16 protein-coding genes are annotated in these 20,672 nt (G+C 58.1%); 8 read left to right on the forward strand and 8 right to left on the reverse strand.

Going from position 1 to position 20,672, the window contains the following annotated elements; genetic code table 11:
• Positions 1–7: 7 nt before the first annotated feature.
• Positions 8–526: a sigma-70 family RNA polymerase sigma factor gene (locus tag ACL2XF_RS20870; RefSeq protein WP_413727460.1), complete on the reverse strand. Its 519-nt coding sequence runs from the start codon at positions 524–526 to the stop codon at positions 8–10.
• Between the two features lie 574 nt (positions 527–1,100).
• Between ACL2XF_RS20870 and ACL2XF_RS20875 the strand changes: the two genes are divergently transcribed.
• Genes ACL2XF_RS20875 through tldD form a run of 5 tightly spaced genes read left to right on the forward strand, consistent with a single transcriptional unit; the run spans position 1,101 to position 9,397 of the window.
• The gene (locus tag ACL2XF_RS20875) at positions 1,101–3,545 is read left to right on the forward strand and encodes a TonB-dependent siderophore receptor (RefSeq protein WP_410012895.1); all 2,445 of its coding nucleotides are present in this window, start codon (positions 1,101–1,103) and stop codon (positions 3,543–3,545) included.
• A 12-nt stretch (positions 3,546–3,557) separates the two neighbouring features.
• On the forward strand, positions 3,558–5,273 hold the full coding sequence (locus tag ACL2XF_RS20880; RefSeq protein WP_413727461.1) for an ABC transporter ATP-binding protein/permease: 1,716 nt from the start codon (positions 3,558–3,560) through the stop codon (positions 5,271–5,273).
• Between the two features lie 18 nt (positions 5,274–5,291).
• Positions 5,292–6,545: a thioredoxin family protein gene (locus tag ACL2XF_RS20885; RefSeq protein WP_413727462.1), complete on the forward strand. Its 1,254-nt coding sequence runs from the start codon at positions 5,292–5,294 to the stop codon at positions 6,543–6,545.
• 27 nt (positions 6,546–6,572) lie between these two features.
• Positions 6,573–7,922: a TldD/PmbA family protein gene (locus ACL2XF_RS20890; protein ID WP_413727463.1), complete on the forward strand. Its 1,350-nt coding sequence runs from the start codon at positions 6,573–6,575 to the stop codon at positions 7,920–7,922.
• A gap of 17 nt (positions 7,923–7,939) precedes the next feature.
• A complete protein-coding gene (gene tldD / locus ACL2XF_RS20895) occupies positions 7,940–9,397 on the forward strand; it encodes a metalloprotease TldD (RefSeq protein ID WP_413721734.1) in 1,458 nt (485 codons plus the stop codon).
• Positions 9,398–9,557: 160 nt separating this feature from the next.
• Here tldD and ACL2XF_RS20900 read toward each other — a convergent pair whose 3' ends face one another.
• Genes ACL2XF_RS20900 through ACL2XF_RS20915 form a run of 4 tightly spaced genes read right to left on the reverse strand, consistent with a single transcriptional unit; the run spans position 9,558 to position 13,177 of the window.
• Positions 9,558–10,337 carry a heme ABC transporter ATP-binding protein gene (locus tag ACL2XF_RS20900; protein ID WP_413727464.1) on the reverse strand — a complete coding sequence of 260 codons (780 nt, stop codon included), beginning with the start codon at positions 10,335–10,337 and terminating at the stop codon, positions 9,558–9,560.
• The gene (locus ACL2XF_RS20905) at positions 10,330–11,331 is read right to left on the reverse strand and encodes a FecCD family ABC transporter permease (protein WP_410016678.1); all 1,002 of its coding nucleotides are present in this window, start codon (positions 11,329–11,331) and stop codon (positions 10,330–10,332) included. The genes ACL2XF_RS20900 and ACL2XF_RS20905 overlap by 8 nt, the downstream gene beginning before the upstream one ends.
• The gene (locus tag ACL2XF_RS20910) at positions 11,331–12,146 is read right to left on the reverse strand and encodes a heme/hemin ABC transporter substrate-binding protein (protein ID WP_413727465.1); all 816 of its coding nucleotides are present in this window, start codon (positions 12,144–12,146) and stop codon (positions 11,331–11,333) included. The genes ACL2XF_RS20905 and ACL2XF_RS20910 overlap by 1 nt, the downstream gene beginning before the upstream one ends.
• Entirely contained in the window at positions 12,143–13,177 is a 1,035-nt protein-coding gene (locus ACL2XF_RS20915; RefSeq protein ID WP_413721731.1) for a hemin-degrading factor, read from the reverse strand. Before ACL2XF_RS20915 ends, ACL2XF_RS20910 begins: the two co-directional genes overlap by 4 nt.
• A 470-nt stretch (positions 13,178–13,647) precedes the next feature.
• Here ACL2XF_RS20915 and ACL2XF_RS20920 point away from each other — a divergent pair, with 470 nt between their 5' ends.
• Entirely contained in the window at positions 13,648–16,041 is a 2,394-nt protein-coding gene (locus tag ACL2XF_RS20920; RefSeq protein WP_413727466.1) for a TonB-dependent receptor domain-containing protein, read from the forward strand.
• A 117-nt stretch (positions 16,042–16,158) separates the two neighbouring features.
• Here the strand turns inward: ACL2XF_RS20920 and ACL2XF_RS20925 are convergent, their stop codons facing one another.
• Together ACL2XF_RS20925 and ACL2XF_RS20930 are read right to left on the reverse strand one after the other, a co-directional pair.
• Positions 16,159–16,374, reverse strand: coding sequence for a DUF378 domain-containing protein (locus tag ACL2XF_RS20925; protein ID WP_410012903.1), 216 nt, complete (start codon positions 16,372–16,374; stop codon positions 16,159–16,161).
• A 208-nt stretch (positions 16,375–16,582) separates the two neighbouring features.
• Positions 16,583–17,476: a LysR family transcriptional regulator gene (locus ACL2XF_RS20930; RefSeq protein WP_410012904.1), complete on the reverse strand. Its 894-nt coding sequence runs from the start codon at positions 17,474–17,476 to the stop codon at positions 16,583–16,585.
• An 85-nt stretch (positions 17,477–17,561) separates the two neighbouring features.
• Between ACL2XF_RS20930 and ACL2XF_RS20935 the strand changes: the two genes are divergently transcribed.
• Positions 17,562–18,386 (forward strand): NAD(P)H-dependent oxidoreductase, encoded by an 825-nt coding sequence (locus tag ACL2XF_RS20935; RefSeq protein ID WP_413727467.1) that lies wholly within the window; start codon positions 17,562–17,564, stop codon positions 18,384–18,386.
• A gap of 18 nt (positions 18,387–18,404) precedes the next feature.
• On the opposite strand, the gene ACL2XF_RS20940 is transcribed toward ACL2XF_RS20935, so the two are convergent.
• Positions 18,405–19,307 (reverse strand): LysR family transcriptional regulator, encoded by a 903-nt coding sequence (locus ACL2XF_RS20940; RefSeq protein ID WP_413727468.1) that lies wholly within the window; start codon positions 19,305–19,307, stop codon positions 18,405–18,407.
• Positions 19,308–19,442: 135 nt separating this feature from the next.
• Between ACL2XF_RS20940 and ACL2XF_RS20945 the strand changes: the two genes are divergently transcribed.
• Positions 19,443–20,636, forward strand: a complete 1,194-nt coding sequence (locus ACL2XF_RS20945; protein WP_413727469.1) for an MFS transporter — start codon at positions 19,443–19,445, stop codon at positions 20,634–20,636.
• Positions 20,637–20,672 lie beyond the last annotated feature (36 nt).

Consider the following 20,672-nt stretch of genomic DNA (forward strand, 5'->3'; position numbering starts at 1 on the left):
CAACCGGTTATTCATGTTGGCCAGCGGTTATCAGATAACAGCTGGTGAGCGCTTTCGCCACATACTTGCGCACCATACTGGTAGAGACGCCCAGCTCTTGTGCTATTTCCGCATAGGTCATGCCGTCAAGCTGATTAAACAAGAACGCCTTGCGGGCATTAATGGATAAACCGTCCAGCGCCCGGTCAATGGCCAGTAAAGACTCAATTACCAGTTCCTGTTCTTCCGGCGAAGGATGACAGAGCTGCGGGTTGCCCGCTAACGCTTTCAGATAGGCATGCTCCAGGTCGCGGCGCCGCCAGTTTTCATACAACACCCGCTGGGCGAGCGTGGTGAGCATGGCCCGCGGCTCGCGGATATTGAGCAGTTCAGGAATTGCCGCCAGCCGTACAAACGCCTCGGACGCAATATCCTCCGCGCCGGTGCCATGGCTGATACGCCGTCTTAATTTGTCAGTGAGCCAACGGTAATCACTGCGAAAAATAAACGTTAATACATCTGAACGGTTGGTAAATTCGCCAGGCATCGTCTTGTCCGTCTTGCTAAATCTAACGTAAATACCTTTCTCAGGCTTTCAAATAAGGACCGTTACGGCCAATCCTCAGTTTTGCCGCTCTTTCCTGCGTTGCGTGTCAGCGCGGGGGGAGTGGAATGAGCATTCAAGCCTGGCCAGCAATAAGCGAGCCAATAATTTTTACATCTAGGTTATATCCATAGAGTATAAGTATATTTTTTTATTAACTAAGGCCGCTTTTGTTATAAGGCCGTAACTGCAAGCCGTTTTGTACAACAAACGAAAACCAACGTGCACTGTTGTCGATCAATGCACGTTTTTTTGCACCAATTCAGTACCGCAGAAGCCATTTTACCCTCAGCTTTTGAGCGTTAACCGAAAGTCTACGCGCACCAACTTTATCCGTTAAAATAAAAACAGTAATGTAATTAATAAATTAAGTTAAAAATCCCGATAAGTCGCAAAAAAATAAATATAACCCGGTGACACATTTTTTCCCTCATTGCACATACCCACTGAGATGAAACGCAGACCCCTACCAAACTGGCGTCGCTTAACCTTTGCCTTTTCTCCGGGAGCCGTAACAATGAATGCAGTACTGCAACGCGCAAGGAAAACTCGTTTTACCCCAGGCCGGCTGGCGTTGGCGATTGATTTAACATTTGCCGTGGCGGGTATGGCGCTGATATTGCCGCAAACGGCTTATGCCGCGCCGGCGGCTTTAGCACATTATTCAGTACCGGCGGGTTCCCTGGAGCAAGGGCTATTAACCATAGCGCGGCAAAGCCAACAGACCATCTCATTTGATCCTAAACTGGTGGCCCCTTACCAGGCTAAACCCGTTGACGGCCGCTATACCCTGGAACAGGTCATTTTACAACAGTTGCAGGGTACGCCGCTGTCTGTCACCACCACTGCCAACGGCACCCTGACCATTGATGCCGTCACCACGGCCAAGCCGCTCACCGCCTCATCGGATTTACAGGCGGCGCAGGACAGCGGCCAGACGCTGCCGACTATTACCGTCAGCGGCGGCGCCGAGCAAAGCGAAGACGCCACGGTCTATAATCCGTCAATGTCCAGTTCCGCCACCCGCACTAATTTATCATTGCAGGATACCGCGCAGTCGGTGCAGGTGGTCAGCCGCAAACTGATCGAAGACCGCCAGGCGGTCTCGGTGGAGGATGCGTTGCGCAACGCCGGCGGCGTCACGATGCAGGGCGGTAATCGCGGTATTAATTCGATAAATATTCGTGGATTTAACGTCACCTCCGGCTCTACGGACGGCGTTTCCAACCCCAACAGCACCATGAACGGCAGCGCCACCGGCTATTCCAATATCGACGGTATCGAGCGTGTCGAGGTACTGAAAGGGCCACAGGCGGTGCTGGCGGGCAACAGTTCTCCCGCCGGTTCGGTCAACATAGTGCGTAAAGCCCCCACGGCCGATCCGCTGCATACGCTAAAATTCGAGGTCGCCAAGTATGGCGAAGTGAAAACCGCTATCGATCTCGGCGGCCCGATAAACGATGACAAAACCTTTCAATACCGTTTTAACGCTTCCACTATGCGGGCAGATAACAGCTTTCCTGATTTTAACGGCAAGCGCGCCGATTATGTTGCGCCGGTGCTGGCCTGGGTAACGGATAAAACCAAATTTAAAGTAGGCGCGGAATTCAGTACCGGCAGAACCTCAGGACCTGCGGCGACCCTGTATAACAACGGCCGTATTCAGCGCCTGCCGGAATATCGTCTGGGGGATAAAGATAATCATTTTGCGGGCAATGCGAAAACCGCCTATTATGAATTCAACCAGAATTTAAGCGACAACTGGTCTTTTAACAGTAAAGCCACCTATCTTGATAATACCCTTAATTATCGCATTCATGAGACTTACGTGGCGTACCCCAACGGCTCGTTGGTCACTCATGAGCTGGGCAATAAGCAGGATTTAAATTCATTAAGCCTGCAAAACGATATTCGCGGCAAGATTGATATGGGCCCGTTAACCCATAATATCTTGGTCGGCTACGACTATCAGCATTCAAAAACCACCAGCTGGGATTTATCTGACGGCAGGATTTTCACCACCGCCAACTACAACGATCCCGACAGCCTGTCGTTTCCCGATATCCCCGACCCCACCTTTAAATCCTATAAAAACACCCAGGATCAAAGGGGGCTGATATTGCAAGACCAGATCGATTTCTGGAAAAAATTGCATCTCCAGCTTTCCGCTAAGCGGGCTGAATGGACGATGCAAAGCACGGCGAATTACTCCGCCACCCGTCATGTGACCTCGTTTTCAGATGAGACCAAATGGATACCCAGCTATGGCATCAGCTATGATATCACGCCGGAAGTGACGGTCTATGCCAACCTGCTTAATAGCTTCGAAACCGTCGGCACGATCAATACCCTTACCGGTAAACCGTTGGCGCCGTCGACCGGTAAATCCAAGGAGGCTGGGTTTAAATTTAACCTGCTGGACGATAACCTGACCATTACCACAGCGGTATTCCATATCGTGCAGGACAATGTGGTGGTCTACAATATCGCCGGCGACGCGGTCGGCGCGCAGGGGCGGGAAACCAAAGGCTTCGATTTTGATTTAAACGGCCAGATTTTACCGGGATGGAATATCACCACCAGCTACACCTTTGCCCAGCCTAAGGATCCGGATACCACCGATCTTACCGGCTATAAAACCAAGGTTACCGCACAGCCCAAACACTCCGGTAGCCTCTGGACTACCTACGAACTACAGCAGGGGAGTTTGCAAGGCCTGGGCGCCGGCGTAGGCGTAGAGGCGGCCAGCAACACGGTCAACGGCTATACGGGTAATTACTTCAAAATGGGTGGCTGGGCCCAGACCGACGCCTCTATTTTTTACCATCAGCCGAAATATACCGTCACCCTGGGCGTGAAAAATATCTTTGACCGCGATCTGTATTATTACTCGACCACACCAACGTATATCGGCGTCAAGCCAGGCCGTACCGCCAGGTTATCGGTGACCTATTCGTTCTAAGTAATGGACATTATGACGGCTCAAAAGTTTACAAAAGAAATACCCAATGATGGTAATCGACCGGGGATATGGCAATTAATCCGTCCTTTCTGGGTATCGCCGGAAAAGTGGCTGGCCATATTATTAATTGCCGTCATCCTGACCATTAATTTCACCACCACCTATGCGTTTGTGGCTTTAAATAAACTGCAGGGGCAGTTAACCGACGCATTGGTGGCGCTGAATTGGAGCCTCATCAGCGCTACGATGGTAAGAAGCCTGGCCATTGGCACTATAACGGTATTATTGCCGCTGGTCAGTGTGTTGGCGATTAATTACTTGACGCTGCGCTGGCGTACCTGGATGACCGCCCGCTTTGTAGAACGCTGGACCCGTCATCCAGCGTATTACCAACTGGAGCGCGACAATTTAATCAGCAACGGCGATCAGCGTATCGCCGAGGATATCAATCTCTTTACCGATGTGACGATTAACCTGTCCACCAATATTATCAACGTCGTGGTCAGCGTCATCACTTTCACTATTATGCTTTGGGGACTCTCCGGCACGTTGTCGTTTCCCCTTGGCGGCAGGACCTGGTCTATCCCCGGCTATATGGTGTTTGCCGTGTACCTTTATTCATTTGCCCATCTCGCCCTGGCCCACTGGCTGGGTAAGGTGCTGATCGGCGTGAATATGAATAAACAAACCGTAGAAGCCGATTTTCGTTTTCTCGGCATGCAGGTGCGGGAAAACGCCGAACAAATCGCTTTTTTTTGCGGCGGCGAGCGCGAGGGAGAAAGATTACTGTCCCGTTTTATACGGGTACGGAATAATACCCTGTTGATGATGCGTAAAACCTTTAAGCTGAATTTCTTCCAGAGCATTTTCTCCCAGATATTTTCCCCGCTACCTACCCTGCTGGCGCTGCCGTTACTGCTGTCGGGGAAAATTACCCTCGGCGGCCTGACCCAGATCACCATGGCTTACGGCACGCTATTGAGCACCCTGGCCTTTTTCCCGCAGGCTTACCAATCCTTTACTAACTGGGTGGCGCTGGCCAATCGGCTGCGGGATATGCTGTGGGCGTTAAACAAAGCCCGCGACCAGCCTCATGGCATTCAGCTAATGCGCCAGGGCACAGCGCTTTGCTGCGATGCGTTAACCCTGCGGCGTCCGGACGGCGCGGCATTATGCCAAGTAGCGCGCTGGCAGGTCGAGGCCGGCGAACGCTGGGTGATTCGCGGTCAGTCCGGCAGCGGCAAAAGCACCTTGCTGCGGGCCTGCGCGGGGTTATGGCCTTTTGGTGAAGGCAGCATCACCCGGCCGGATACGGCGCGTAGTCTATTTATACCGCAAAAAAGCTATATCCCGGTAGGCACATTAAAAAGCGCGCTGGCCTATCCAGACGAGCCGGAGGCTTTTACCGATCGGCAGTACCGCCAGGCGCTGACGGACTGTTGCCTGGCGGAACGGGCCGATTCGCTTACCCAGTCCGACCGCTGGCAGCAGGTGTTGTCCGGCGGCGAGCAGCAGCGGCTGGCCATGGCGCGGGTACTGCTGCATCGCCCGGAGGTTCTCTTCCTTGACGAGGCGACCAGCGCCCTGGACCCGGAAACAGAACGCCGTTTATACCAGGCGCTGATCGATCAATTGCCCGGCAGCACCATTATCAGCGTGGCCCATCGCAAAGAGCTGGAACACTTCCACCAGCATGTCCTAACCCTGACACCCGATCAGGGTCGCTAACATTTTATAGGAACCTATATGTCGCTCAAACCCAACGAGTTAACCGATAGCAATTTTGATAACTACCTGGCGGGCGCGCGACTGCCGGTGCTGGTGGATCTCTGGGCGCCCTGGTGCGTACCTTGCCGCGCCATGGCGCCCGTTATCGATAAGCTGGCCAATAATACCAAAGGCAAGTTAGTGGTCGCCAAGATTGATGTGGAAAAATACCCGGCCATCATGGAGCGCTATGGCGTGCGCGGCATTCCCACCCTGTTGCTGTTCAGAGGCGAGGCGGAACCGGTACGCCAGGTGGGTGCCCAATCCCTGGGCCAGTTGAATGCCTGGCTGGCGGCTCATGAGGTGGACGTCGTTTCGCAACCGCCGGTACGTCAGACGGAGGCGCTGGAGTGGAGCAGTTTTTACGGCGATGAGGGCTTGCATGGTTTTATCGCGCAACGCACCCTCGGACATGCTAAGGCCGGGGATATTACTGTTGCCCCCGGGAGCTTTTGGCTTGACGGCAAAGGCACTACTATGGCGGCCATGATTCATCAGCCGGATAGCGTTGCCTTTGAACGTATTACCGGGTTACCGATTGCTCTGGGTAGGCTGCTGGACCGCTGCGGCTACCTGACCCCGGAGCAGATCGGCGGTTTGTTCGCCGCGTTACGCCCAGGCAAGGATTACCGGCTGGTGCCGCAGCGATTTATGCACTGGTGGCTGAGTGAGGAATCGGCGCCATGGGCTGATTACCTGCGCGATCCTAGGCTGGGGCAATTGCTCATGCGCTGGCTGGCATTGAGCGCCGGGCGGCTCGCGGGGCGTGAGACGGCACCGGGCGACTGGTCGGCCATCAAGGCGCAGGCGGATCTGCTGCTGCATGATTACCAGCAGCCGGAACGCCAGCTGGAAAAAATCATCGCCACGCTTTTGCAGCACCTCTCGTCGTTGCCCGCCGCCGGCGATGACGAAAAATGGGGCAACATAGCCCTTGGCGTAAGCTGGGCCCAGTTCCAGCAATTGCAGATCCTAGCAGGGTGGAGCGACGATGATCGCGCCACGCCCGATATACGTTTCGCCTGGTTTACCGAAAAAGAGCGTTTGTCCCCGGCCGGCAAGCTTAGCCAGGAGGAAATCACTTTGTTAAGAGAGGAGTGGCTGGCGCAAAATCCGGCGTTTATCGCCAAAGAAAAGGCCTTTCATCAAAATTACAACCAGCTCAGCGAACCAATAAATACCCAGATCCAGCGGGCGTTGAACCGGCTGCTGGCCGAGGCGCCGGACTTTTAAACCATGACCTTTGACCAGGAGGCATCCATGCCGAATACTTTTGCGCACAGCCAGCAGCAATTGGCTGAACTGGCCGATAGCGTCATAGCGCAGGCTGTCCGGGAAGGCGCATCCGATGCGCAGGTGATATTTTCCGAAAGCAACGGCTTGCTGATTGAAATGCGCCAGGGCCGGCTGCGGGCGCGCACCCGCGATGCGCAGTCCAGCATGTCGCTCACCGTCTATCGCGGACAGCATCAGGGCACCACCGGCTCCACCGATTTTTCACCCGCGCGCCTGCGCGAAACGGTGCAGGCGGCATGTCGTATCGCCGGTTATACCGGCGAGGATGAATTTACCGGCCTGCCACCGGAGCAGTTGTTATGTCGGGAGCCGCGACAGCTCGATTTATGGCATCCCTGGGATCTGGACGAGCCCGGTGCGCAAGCGCTGGCTCATCGTATCGAGTCCGGTATTTCATCAGCGGGCAAGGGCGCGATGAGTGACGGTGTTTGGGTACGTTCCGGTCAGTCCCATTGGTTTTTGATGAACAGCCGTGGTTTCGCCCAGGGCCAGCGGCAAACCGACCATGTGATGAGCGCCAAGGCGCTGGCCAAAAATCAGGGCCACAGCCAACTGGATTTCTGTAATTCCCATTCCCATCTTGCTTCGACGATGATGACGCCGGAAGCTATTGGGCGCCGGGCCGCGAGCGGTGCGCTGGCCGCCCTGGATAGCGCGCCGCTGGCCGGTAGTCGACGCTGTCCGGTGTTGTTCGATCCCCTTTGCGCCCTCACGCTGCTTGATCATTTGGTGCAGGCCGCCGGCGGCGCGGCGTTGTATCGCCGTAACAGTTTTCTCGCCGGACGGCTTGGCCAGGCGATCTTTAGCGGGCATATCACCGTTGAGGAAAATCCCTTTATCCCGCAGGGGCTCGCCAGCCGGGCGTTCGATAGCGACGGTATCGGCGGTGCGGTGCGGCGGGTGGTGGACGACGGACACCTTACCGGCTTTTTTCTGTCGGCCTATGCGGCGCGGCGCCTCGGAATGACGCCCACCGGCAACGGTTGGGGACCGTGCAATTTGACGCTGCGCAGCAGCCTGACCCAGCCTGGCGATGACTTTGCCGCCATGGTGAAAAAACTGCATACAGGTCTTCTGATTACCGGATTTAGCGGCGGCGGAGCGCGTTTGATAACCGGTGATTACTCCCGCAGCCTGCGTGGCTTTTGGGTCGAGGGCGGTGAAATACGCCATGCCGTCGATGGAGTGACCGTGGCGGGCAACCTGGCGGATATATTCCGCGATATTGCCGCTGTCGGCACCGATAATTTCACCCAGGGCGCCTTTACCAGCGGTTCCGTGTTAATCAACAGCCTGCAGGTGGCAGGACGCTAAGCCAAAGGAGTTTTATCATGATTGAAACACTAGCCACCTCCCATCTGGCGCCGGCTAAACAGCAGTTGCTGGAATCGCATGGCATATCCGATGGGCAACTACAGGAGGTGATGGATCAGGTGCTGTCGCACCGGGTGGATTACGCCGATCTTTTTGTACAGAGTCTGAGACGTGAAAGCTGGGCCATGGAGAACGGCGTGGTGAATTTCGGCTCTTTTGACGTCGACCAGGGCTTCGGCCTGCGTGCGGTCGAACATGACCAGACCGCGTTCGCTTATTCTCAGCATATTGATCTTAAGTATTTGCAAGAGGCCGCCCGCTCGGTAAAAAGTATCGCGGTGCCGGGCCGGCTCTCTTTGCCAGCGCCTGCGGCTTACCCCCCGGCACGGCTGCGTTTTATCGACGATGACCCGCTGCTGGCGTGCGACGCGGCGCAGAAAATCGGCTTGCTGCAAAAAATTAACCGCATGACCAGGGCTCTCGATCCGCGGGTCGTCCAGGTTACCGCCAGCCTGGAATTAACCCATTCGGTCAATTATATTCTGCGTCATGATTTCCATCAGGCGGCGGATATCAGGCCGATGCTGGTATTGCATGTCGGCGTGGTGGTCGAGCAGCGCGGCAATAAGGAATCGGCCGGTACCGGCATGGGCGGGCGCGGGGATTTCGGCATGTTCAATGACGTCGCGCTGCAGGTCTCATTGCGCGCTATGGTTGAAAAGGCATTGATTAACCTGGAGGCGGTAGCGGCACCATCCGGCAGCATGCCGGTGGTGATAGCAGCCGGCTGGCCCGGTATGTTGCTGCATGAAGCCATGGGGCACGGCTTTGAGGGCGATTTTAACCGATTGGGCACCTCGGTTTATTCCGGGCGCATCGGCGAACGGGTAGCGCAGCCGGGGGTCAATATCGTCGACGACGGCACGGTGGCGGGACGACGCGGGTCGCTGAATGTGGACGACGAGGGACAGCCGACACAGTGCACGTCCCTTATCGAGGATGGCGTCTTACAAGGCTATATGCACGACAGCCTGAGCGCGCGCTTGATGAAGCTGCCGCCCACCGGCAACGGCCGGCGCCAGTCCTATGCGCATTTGCCGATGCCGCGCATGACCAATACCTTTATGCGCAGCGGGCAATATGATCCAGGTGAGATTATCGCCTCGGTCAAACGCGGATTATATCTGGCTGACTTGGGCAGCGGGCAGGTGGATATCGTCAGCGGGCAATACAGTTTCCAGACCGCCCTGGCGTACCTGATTGAGGATGGCAAAATCACCGCGCCGGTCAAAGGCGCCACTCTGACCGGCAATGGCCCGGAAACCCTGCAACAAATCAGCATGGTCGGCAACGACCTGGCGCTGGATCGTGGCACCGCCGTGTGCGGCAAGGCGGGGCAAAACGTGCCGGTATGCGTGGGACAGCCGACGCTTAAGGTGGATAACCTGGTGGTGGGCGGTACCCGCCAGGGCTGACGATAGGCGACGGCTATGATGTCCAGACTAACGCTCCGGCATCGCGGCTGGTCGCCACAGCTTTCATAACGCAGCGTTTGCAGGAGAAAATATCGTAGAGGACAGGGCGCAGCATCTGTGCGCGAGTCATGACTGGTCATAGATGCCAGAGCGTTCTTATTTACCGTTTCAGCGAAACCTGCGGCACCCCATACTCCGCATGGGGCCGCACCACCAGATCCGCCTGATACCATCGCGTTAGCCGCGCTTCGGTCAGGACATCGCCCGGCGCGCCGCTTGCCGCCAGCCTGCCTTCATGCAACAGCAAAATCCGATCGGACCACAGCGCCGCCAGGTTCAGATCGTGCAGTACGCAGCAGACCGTCAGGCGGCCGGTCTGCGTAAGCCGGCGCAGCAGGCGCAGGATATGCTGCTGATGATATAAGTCCAGCGCGGAGGTGGGTTCATCCAGAAACAGCCAGCCGGCCGGGCCGTCGTCCTGCCACAGCTGCGCCAAGGTGCGGGCCAGCTGCACCCGCTGCTGCTCGCCGCCGGACAGACGACGGAAATCGCGCCCCGCCAGGGCATCGCAGCCGGTAAACGCCATGATTTCCGCCACGCGGTCGCGGTTTGGCTGCGTTTGCCAGGGCGCGCGGCCCATGGCCACCACTTCGGCCACGGTAAACGGAAAGGAGAGACTGCTTTGCTGGCGCATGACCGCCCGCTGCCGTGCCAGTTCCTGCGCCGGCCATCGGCGCAGGGGGCGGCCCAGCAGGCGGCATTCCCCAACGCTTGGCGTCAGGTAACCGGTCAACAGGCGCAGCAGGGTGGATTTTCCGGCGCCGTTGGGGCCTATCAGCGCAACCAGCTCGCCGGGGGCCAGCGATAACGAGATATCCTCTAATAACGTCCGGTTGGATATGCGATAGCCCACGCCTTCGGCGGTTAAGCCCTTATTCATTTTCGCCTCCGCGCCGGCGCAGGATAAGCCACAAAAACCAGGGGCCGCCCAGCAGGCTGGTGAGCAATCCCACCGGCATTTCCGCCGGCGCCACCGCCGTGCGGGCGAGGGTATCGGCCAGCAGCAGCAGGGCGGCGCCGGCCAGGGTGGCGCCCGGCAACAGCCAGCGATGGTCGGCCCCCAGGCACATGCGCACCAGATGCGGGATCACCAGGCCGATAAAGCCGATAATGCCGCTGACCGCCACCGACGCCGCCACCAGCAGCGCGCTGAGCATCAGCAACAGCCGCTGGGTGCGTTTCACGTCCACGCCAAGATAATGAGCTTCCTCGTCGCCCAGTTGCAGCAGATTTAACCGCGCCGCCTGACGCTGCACCAGCAGGGCGGCGGGCAGCACCAGGGAGGCGCAGGCCAGTACCGTCGGCCATTGCGCCTGCCCCAGGCTGCCCATGCCCCATAACGACAACTGCCGCAGCTGCCGGTCGTCGCTTATCCAGGACAAGACGCCGATGGCAGCGCCGCACAGGGTGTTAATGGCAATGCCCAGCAGCAGCAGGCGCGACAAAGAGCGATGACCGGGACGTCCGAGGGAAAAAATAATAAGCGTCACCGCCAGGCTGCCGATAAAAGCCGCCAGCATGGGAGAATAAAGCGCCAGCAGCGGCGGCAGCGTCACGGACAGGACCACCGACAGGGCCACCGCCAGCGCCGCGCCGCTGCTGATGCCCAGCAGGCCCGGGTCGGCCAGCGGATTGCGGAATAGCCCCTGCATCACGCCGCCGGACAGCGCCAGCGCCGCGCCGATGATCACCGCCAGCAGGATGCGCGGCAGCCGGATATGCCACCAGATATGCCAGAGCGCCGCGTCAAAAGGCCGGCGCCAGAGGCTAACCAGCGACAAATGCATCGCGCCGACATTTACCGCCAGCGCCGCCATGGCCAGCAGCACCAGTGCCAGCAACAGTAAAAACCGTCCCGGCCGGGCTTGGCGCATCATGGCAGCGTTTCAGCGGTCTGGCGCAGGCGGGCAATGGCCGCCGGCGTTTCAAGGCCGAACCCCAGCAGCGCCATATCGTCCAGCACCAACAGCCGTCGCGCCTTGCCCGCCGGCGTCAATGCCAGCCCCGGCAACGCCCAGACCTTCTCCTCGCCGCCCAGGGTTTTTACCCCGTCGGTGGTAATCAGCACCAGATCCGGCGCGCTGCCGATGACGCCTTCCTGCGACAGCGGCTGGTAATGTTTAAATCCCTGCATGGCATTTTGCAGGCCGGCGGCGCGAATGGCCGCATCGGCCGCCGTTTCCTGGCCGGCGGCCATGGTGGTCATGCCGCTATGGTTGAAAATAAACAGGACTTTTACCGGCAGCGGCTTGGCGGGGATGGCCGCCATCTGGCGGCGGATATCCGCGCGCAGCGTCTCGCCCTGCGTTTGCCGGCCCAGCGCCGAGGCGATGCGGGCGATTTTACTGTCGATGACGGCGATATCGGGCGTACCGGGCACCGTAACCACCGTGACGCCGTTATCGGCTACCTGTTGCAGCGCCACCGACGGTTTGGCCTGATCGCTGGCCAATACCATCCCGGGGTGCATGGCCAGGATGCCCTCGGCGTTGAGCATGCGCATATAACCCACGTCGGGCAAGGCGACGGCCGCGGCGGGATGCTGGCTGGTGCTGTCGCGCGCCACCAGCTCGTCGCCCGCGCCGAGGGCATAGATGATTTCCGTTACATCGCCGCCGATGCTGACCACCCGCGTTTGCGCCAGCGCCGCCATCGGCAGGGCCAGCAAAACGATAAGCCATTTTTTCATGCCGGTAGGCCTTTTTGCGTCAGCAGGGCCATTTGTCCGCGCCAGGCGATCTGCTCGGGTTGCCCTTCGCTGCGCTGACCGAACAATTGGGCGATTTGCGTGCCGTCGGCGGCAAACAGTTCCAGGCTGGTGACCATGCCGTCCCGGGTCGGTTTGCGCGTTACCCAGGTTTCGGCAATGGCGTCTTCCACCAGATGCAGCGTAAACCGGCGGTTAAAGATATTGATCCACTTTTCCATCGGCACCACTTTCTCTATGGCGCCGGTAAATATCTGCACGCAGCCGCGGTTACCAACAAACACCATGATTTCGTTGGCATCCGCAAGCGCCGCTTGCAATACCCGGCTCAGCGCCCGGTTATCCACACGTATGGCCAGGTCGTCGCCCACCGCGCGAAACGCCTGCTGCCGGGTAATGTTGTGGCGTTTAAGCAAGGGGAAAAACTGATGCACATCGGTCATGGCGCGCCAGTCCAGTTCGATGCGCCGGTTATCCGGACTGTCGTTGTGCGCCGGTTTATCCGCCGCCGCCGCCAGCGCCAGCGCCGCATTATCTTCACTGACGAAACGCGCGATAAGCTGTTCCCAGGCATGGCGATCGGTTTGCTCCGTGGCATAGATTTTCAGTACCGCGTCGCCCTGATGATCAAAAATCTGCAGGCTTTGGCGCTCGCCGCGCGGACCCGATTCGATAAGTGCAAAGGCGCAGTTCCACTGGCCGACGAACAGGCGCAGATCCAACGCCCGCGGGTTTAAGACCAGGCCGCCGTGCTCGCCGAGACGCAGGTTGTCGTAATGGCCGATCTGTTCATGTACCGCATATTCATTACGGGTAATGGATTTTGTCTCGCCCACGGCGGCCAGCGCCTGCAATAGCGCCGGCATATCGCCGTCCAGGCGCCGCGCGTCATGCCCGACCCTGGCCCAGGCCAGCTCCGCTTCGCTGATATTCAGCAACTGCGCCAATTCCCGGGCATATTTTTTCGGATGCTGCTGTTTTAGCTCAAGGTAATGCTGATAACGCTGGTTCATTCAGGGTTCCTTTTTGTGTCGGCGAAAGCGGATGTTAGCGGGATACGGCTGCGAATGGGCCTGCTTAACGGGCGTGTAAATCATTCGCAGTGAAACTGTTGCAAATATAACTTAAAAATGTATAAAGATGATAATGATTTCTGTTATCGTAAAGATTATCGTTATCAATTGTGAATATGCCTTCGGCTCACCACTTTTTATTAGGGATATAACACCACGCCAGCAAGCGTCAACGCCTGAAGCCGTCAGATAACCGTAATTAAAATAATGTTATCGTCAGCGAATAGGAAAGCAAAAACCTGACTTTTATAACGGGTAGCCAGACTAATACTGCTTATTTCCGTAGGGTTTTTACGTCATTAAATGCAGTGCGTTTTAGCAATAATAATAATTGGGATAGCTATTCCCTTACTAATACTCCGGCAATGGTTGAGCATTAACTTATAATTTGACCGCTTTGAGGCTCTATTATGTTCACTGAAAAAAGGCGAAACAGGCCTTTTAACGCCCTTATTTCGGCGATGCTATTTACCCTGCCGGCCTGGCATGCAAGCGCCGTGGAAAACAAAGTGCCGCCGGCCGCTTCGGATAATGACGCCAAGGGGCAGCCGGCAAAAGAACCGGCCGCCGTTGAGGATGTCATGAAGGTCAATGCGCCCCGCCTGGTGAAACAGGCCGGCACCGCTACGCGCATCAGCGCGGAGGATATGCAACGCCACGGCGGTAATGATTTCGGTACCCTTATGCGCTACCAGCCGTTAATCAGCGCCACCGGTTCAAGCGCCGGTTCGTCGTCGGGTAAAAGCGGCTTCGATCGCAGCGGTTATACCGGCTATAACATCCGCGGACTGGAAAGCAACCGCGTCGCCATCGACGTGGACGGCATCCCCTTGCCCAACGCCACCGGCCGCGCCTACGCCAGCCGCGCCGGCCTGGGAACCTTCGGCATCGGCCGCGACTATATCGACCCCTATATGTACGGCCAGGTGGATATCGCCTCCGGCGCCACGCCCACCGAGCGCGCCAACACCGCCATCGGCGGCGCGGTATCCTTTCTGCCCAAGTCGCCTGACGATTACCTGAGCTATAAAAAGAACACCTATTTTGGTTATCAAAGCGATTATGATTCGGCCAACCGCGCCTGGCACAACGGCATTACCGCCGCGGCGGGCGATGAGGAGCTGCGGGGCCTGGTGGTGATAAGCCGTCGGGACGGACAGGAGACGCGGACCAATAGCGACAGCGCCGACGCCTTCCCGGCCAACTGGCATTCCACCGCCATCATGACCAGCGGCATCTGGCAACCCAACGAAGAGCATCAGTTCACCGGGACGGCGGAATATTACGATAAGACCAACCATACCCACTTTGATACCTGGAACAGCGCGGGCAGCAGCGTGATCGGCACGTCCCGGCAGCAAAGCGATACCCGCCGCTGGAGCCTGAGCGTGAAGGATCGCTGGACGCCGATTGACGTGGGCTGGGTAGACCAGCTGGATACGCAGCTCTATTACCAGAACGCCGAGGCCCACGACAACACCGACATGCCGCTGACCGCCGCCACGCGCGAGCGGGTGCAGTCGGATTACAATGTCGATACCTGGGGCTTTGATAGCCGTTGGCTGAAAACCGTCGGCATTCATGCGCTGAGCGCCGGCCTTAATGCGCGTCAATCAGAAACAGAGCGGCCGTTCGCGCAATTCCCGGCCCCGAGCATCTATACCGCCATTATGCAGCCCGAGGCCGACAGCCGCACCTACACCCTGGGCGGTTTTGTTCAGGACCGCATCAGCCTTGACCTGGCCGGGCACGGCTTTGCCATTGTGCCCGGGGCGCGGGCGGTCTACCAGAACAGTAAACCCACCAACCTGTCCAGCCTGGCCTCGGGCAGCGCGGTGCTCACTCCGGGCGAAGTGGAATCCCTGTACGGCAAGACCAACAGCGATACCCAGATACTGCCGTCCCTGAGTTTCCTGTACGATCTCACCCCGGCCATGACCACCTACCTGCAATATAAACGCGGCGCGCAATTCCCCGACGCCAGCCAGTTATATGGGTCGTGGAATCTCGGCTCGAGCTATGCCGGCAGCCAGCAATATGCCCTGATTGGCAATAGCGATCTGAAAACAGAGACCAGTAATAACTTTGAATGGGGCCTGAAAGGCGATATTACTCCCGGCGTGACCTTTAACGGTGCGCTGTTCTACAACACCTATAAAAACTTTATTGCCAATACCCGCTATACCCGTAGCGCCAATCCGGGGGAATTTACCCGCGTTCCGGGTAATATTTTTGTCGCTTATAAAGCTGAGAACCGCGACAAAGCTTATATCTACGGCGGAGAATTCAGCAGCAAATTTAATTTCGGCACCTGGTTTGAATCGGTCAATGGCTTAAGCGCCACCGTCGCGTTCGGTTATAATAAGGGCAAGTCCAAATCCAGCTATATGGGCGACGACTATGTCGATTTAGACAGCGTCGCGCCGATGAAAGCCATTGTGGGACTGGCCTGGGACGATCCGGGCCGGCGCTACGGCACCGCCCTTACCTCGACATTCCAGAAGGGGAAAAAAGCCACCGCCACCAACCGCCAAAGCTATACCAATAGCGGTGGCGCATTAACCGACGCCACCACGGACTATATGCGTATTCCCGGTTACGGCCTGGTGGATCTTACCGCCTATTGGCAGGTGGCGAAAAACGTCAAACTCAGCGGCGGCATTTATAACCTGACCGATCGCAAATACTGGGATTATCTGAGCAGCCGCCAGTTAACCAATGTCACCCGGCAGGATTTCGCCAACCAGGCGCTGGCCGTCGAGCCGGGACGCTCGTTCCAAGTGGGGGTCAACGTCGATTTTTAAATCGTGATAATAATATCCCCGGCCCGGAATGGGCGGGGGTATTTATCGGTTTTTCCATCCTGCGCGGCGGGAGAGTCATTATTGTTCCCGTCCCGCCGCGGACGGGAGGCGGTGTTGTTATGCGTGGTGGCAGGCGGTGCGCAATTTCGGCAACAGCGCGATCGTGTAAATAGCGCATAGCCCCACCAGCGCATAAATAATCCGTGATACGACGGCGGCCTGTCCGCCGAACAGGGCGGCGACCAGATCATATTGAAACAGTCCGACCAGTAACCAGTTCAATCCGCCAATGATTAACAGGACCAGCACAACAGTGGTTAATATTTTCATCATTCCTCCGCAAAAAAATAAATAATGTGGCTAATACAATTTTTATAAATAAACGGCTGGATAGGGTTGGTTCAATAAAATATCTATATTCAATAGATTATATTTACAGTATACATTCTTTAATCATCGTCATAATAACCTTTGCGACAGATCACTTTTCAGCGGGATATAAAGCCTCTAAATATCCGGCCGGATGAGACGAGGCCCTTGTTCACACCGACGCCGCGATATGGCCGCGCAGCCATTGATGCGCCGGGTCGTGATGGGCGCGATCGTGCCATAGCATGGCCAGTTCGAATCCTTCGACCTCCACCGGCGGTTCGGTCACTCGCAGCGCGGTGGCGTCGCGCACCAGGCGCGAAGGCAGCATGGCCACCAGATCGGTGCGGGCCAGCACCGCCATCACCAGCAGGAAATGGGGCACTGACAGCACCACCCGGCGCGCCAGCCCCAGATCGGCAAGCGTTTTGTCTGTAATGCCGTAAAATCCCCCGCCGTCCGGCGATACGATCACCTGATCGAGTTCGCAGAACTGTGCCAGGGTCGGCGGTTTTTTCAAGCGCGGATGACCGGCGCGGCCGACCAGTACATAGCGCTCCGCGAACAGCACCCGGCGATGCAGGCCGGGCGGCGATCCTTCGCTGGTATGAAAGGCCAGGTCAATTTCACCCTGTTCCGCTTGCCGGGCAATAAGCGACGGCACCGGCGCGAGCACCGCCAGCCTGCTGCCGGGGGACATCAGGCGTAATCCCGGCAGCGCGGGCAGCAGCGCCGTCGATTCGCTGTAGTCGGAGGCGGCGACGCGCCAGGTATGGCTGGATGTGGCGGGGTCAAAGGGCGCGCCGGGCGACATCGCATGCGAAAGCGCGTCAAGCGCTTGCCGTAACGGCGCGCGCAGCTCCTCGGCCCTTGGCGTGGGGATCATGCCCCTGGGTCCCGGCAGCAGCAGGGGATCGCCAAAGGTTTCCCTTAATTTGGCGAGATGGACGCTGACCGAGGGCTGCGACAGGTTCAGCCGCCGCGCCGCGCGCGTAACGTTATGTTCCGCGAGCAGCACATCCAGCGTCACCAGCAGGTTAAGATCCAGCCGTTGGAGATTAATCATCGCTATACCCGGAATAGAATAAATTAATTTCTACTATACCTGAACACGGCCTATTCTGCCTTTTTGCCATCACCAAGGTCCTGCTATGAATATCCTGATCGTCTATGCCCATCCCGAGCCTCAATCCTTAAACGGCGCGCTGAAAAATTTCGCGGTTACCCATTTAGAACAGGCGGGCCACCGGGTCCAGGTATCGGACCTCTATGCCATGAAGTGGAAAGCCGCGCTTGATGCCAACGATAGCCTGGACGGACCGGCCGGCGCGCGCTTCGATCCCTCGCTGGATTCCAGGCTCGCCTTCGAAAACGGCCGGCAAAGCGCGGATATCGCCCAGGAGCAGGACAAGTTGCGCTGGGCGGATGCGGTGATTTTGCAGTTTCCGCTGTGGTGGTTCTCGATGCCGGCAATCCTGAAGGGCTGGGTGGAGCGCGTTTATGCGTATGGCTTCGCTTACGGTGTGGGAGAACACTCCGACGCGCGCTGGGGCGATCGCTACGGGGAAGGCGCCATGGCGGGAAAACGGGCGATGCTGATCGTGACCACGGGGGGATGGGAGCCGCATTATAGCCCGCGCGGCATCAATGGCCCGATGGAGGATATTTTGTTCCCGATCCAACACGGGATCCTCTATTATCCCGGGTTCGACGTCTTGCCGCCCTTCCTGGTCTATCGCACCGGCCGCATGGACGAGGCGCGGTTTTCGGCTATCAGCGACACGCTCGCGCAACGCCTGGACAACCTGTGGCGCACCCCGCCCCTCTCTTTTCGTCCGCAGAATGCCGGCGAGTATAGTATTCCCGAACTGACGCTGCGGCCTGAGATTGCGCCGGGGCAGTCCGGTTTTGCCGCGCACCGGCGTCCGACCGTGGCGGGTGATTCCGAGCCCGGCCCGGCGCGCGCGCCGGCATGAGCTTGGCCCATCACAGCGCTATCCGCCGGCAAGGTTCGCGCCGGGCTGGAAACACCCGGCCAGATAATCGATAAAAACCCGGGTCTTTAACGGCAGGTACGGCCCGGAAGGCCATAACAGCCATAACGGCTCCGCCCTGACGGCATACTCATCCAGTACGCTGACCAGGGCGCCCTCATCCAGCGCGGGGCGGACAATATAATCCGGCAGCCATGCCAGCCCCGCGCCGCGCCGGGCAAAGCTCAGCCGTCCCTGAGTGTTATTGCACACCATGGCGACAGGCAGCGGGTTGGCCGATGCCGGATCCACGCCCAGCAATTGCCAGGATTCAAGTTTACCGCTGTGGGGGAAACGGTAATGCAGGCAGGCATGGCGCTGTAAATCATCCGGATGCAGCGGAATGCCGGCCCTGGCAAGATAAGCGGGCGAGGCGACCACTTTTGAACTGAAGACCGCCAGTTTTTTGGCCATCAATTGGGAATCACGGATAGCGCCGCTGCGCACCACCACGTCGAAGCCTTCCGCGATAACATTCACCATGCGATCGGAAAAATCCAGTTCCAGCTCTATCGCCGGCCAGGCCAGGGCAAAGTCGGCCAGGCGGGGCAATACCATGCTTTCATCCGCCAGGCTGACCTTAAGCTTGCCCCGGGGATATTCCTTTATCTGGGTCAGCTCATTTTCCGCGGTTTCAACAGCGCGCAGGATAGTCTGGCTGCTGTCGTAAAAGCGGGCGCCTTCCGCCGTCAGGGCGACGCTGCGGGTGCTTCGGTTCAGCAAACGGACGCTTAAACGCGCCTCCAGCCGGGCGATGCCTTTGCTCACCGCCGAGGGCGACAGGCCGCAAAGACGGGCCGCCTCGACAAAACTGCCCGCTCTGACCACCTGGACAAAAAGTTCCAGGCCGTTTAAAGAGCCCATGCTCCCTCCATTCATGACGTAAATGTCATCTGAGAAGTGAATAGTATCGTATTTTTCTTTAATCCTTTAGCGGTTATGGTTAACGCCATCTGTCGGTCTTTACGCACCTCCCGTGCATTACTGGATATCCAAAAGATGATACGTGCGTTGCTGGTATTGATGTTGGGCGCGTTTGTTTCCCAAACCACCGAGTACCTGCCTATTGGACTGCTGTCGCGCATTGCCGCGGATCTGCGGGTTTCCCACGCCGCGGTCGGCTCGCTGGTGACGGGGTATGCCTGGATCATTACCCTGACGGTAATCCCCCTGACGCTCTCGACCAACCGCATTGATCGCCGGCCGCTATTTCTGGTCCTGCTGGGGATTATTACCCTGTGCAACGGCCTGGCCCTGATAACCCATTCCTGGGGACAGCTGATGGGACTGCGGATCGTGGCGGCATTGGGGCATGGCGTCTTCTGGTCCAGCCTGGCGTCCTACGCGGTCAGAATTGCGCCGCGCATGGCGGCCAGCCGCGCCACCGCCTGGGTGTTCTCGGGGATTTCCCTGGCCATCGTGGCCGGCGTGCCGTTATCAACCGCCCTGGGGCAGGCTTTTGACTGGCAGCAGGGCTTTGCGATCTTCGGCGCGTTCGGGCTGATAATCCTTATCATGGGCTATTTCTGGCTGCCGCCGATGGCCGTGGCGGCGCGCGGCGAGGGCGCGGGGTTTCCCCATCGCAACTGGCCGCTCTACGGGGCCGCCGCGGTAACGCTGTTGATTATTACCGCCCATTTTAACGGCTATACCTATATCACCCCGCTGGTAACCGAGACCCTGGGGATGCGCGGCGCGCGCCTGCCGTTGGCGTTACTGGTCTTCGGCCTGGCGGGTGCCGCGGGTACGTTGCTGGCTGGCTGGCTGGGGCCGCGGCCGATGCGCCTGGCGGTGGTTTCCGCCATCGGTATTGTTATCAGCCAGCTGCTGATGCTGTGCTTCGCCGGGCTGCCGGGTATTTCCTGGCTGGTGATGGCGCTATGGGGCGCATCCATCGCCATGCTGATTATCGGCCTGCAGAGCTGGGTGATAGAGCTGGCGCCGGGGCAGGCGGAGGCGGCGTCGGCGCTGTACGTGATGACCTTTAATATCGGCATCGGCGCCGGCGCCATGTCGGGCGGAATCTGGATGGATCACTACGGCGCCCAAACGTTATTGCTGGCGGGGGCGGGGCTGGGCATTATTGCCGTGGCCAGCTTTCTGCTACCGCCTTATTGGCAGAAGACGGGCCGGAAACCGGCGGGTGAAATATCGCAACGCAAAGCCGGGAATACCGCTGAAAATAGGGAATAATATCCCGCCGGAAGAAATCCGTGGCGATGTTTACCC

The organism is Sodalis sp. RH19, from assembly GCF_047324215.1.
Classification (GTDB): Bacteria; Pseudomonadota; Gammaproteobacteria; order Enterobacterales; family Enterobacteriaceae; genus Acerihabitans.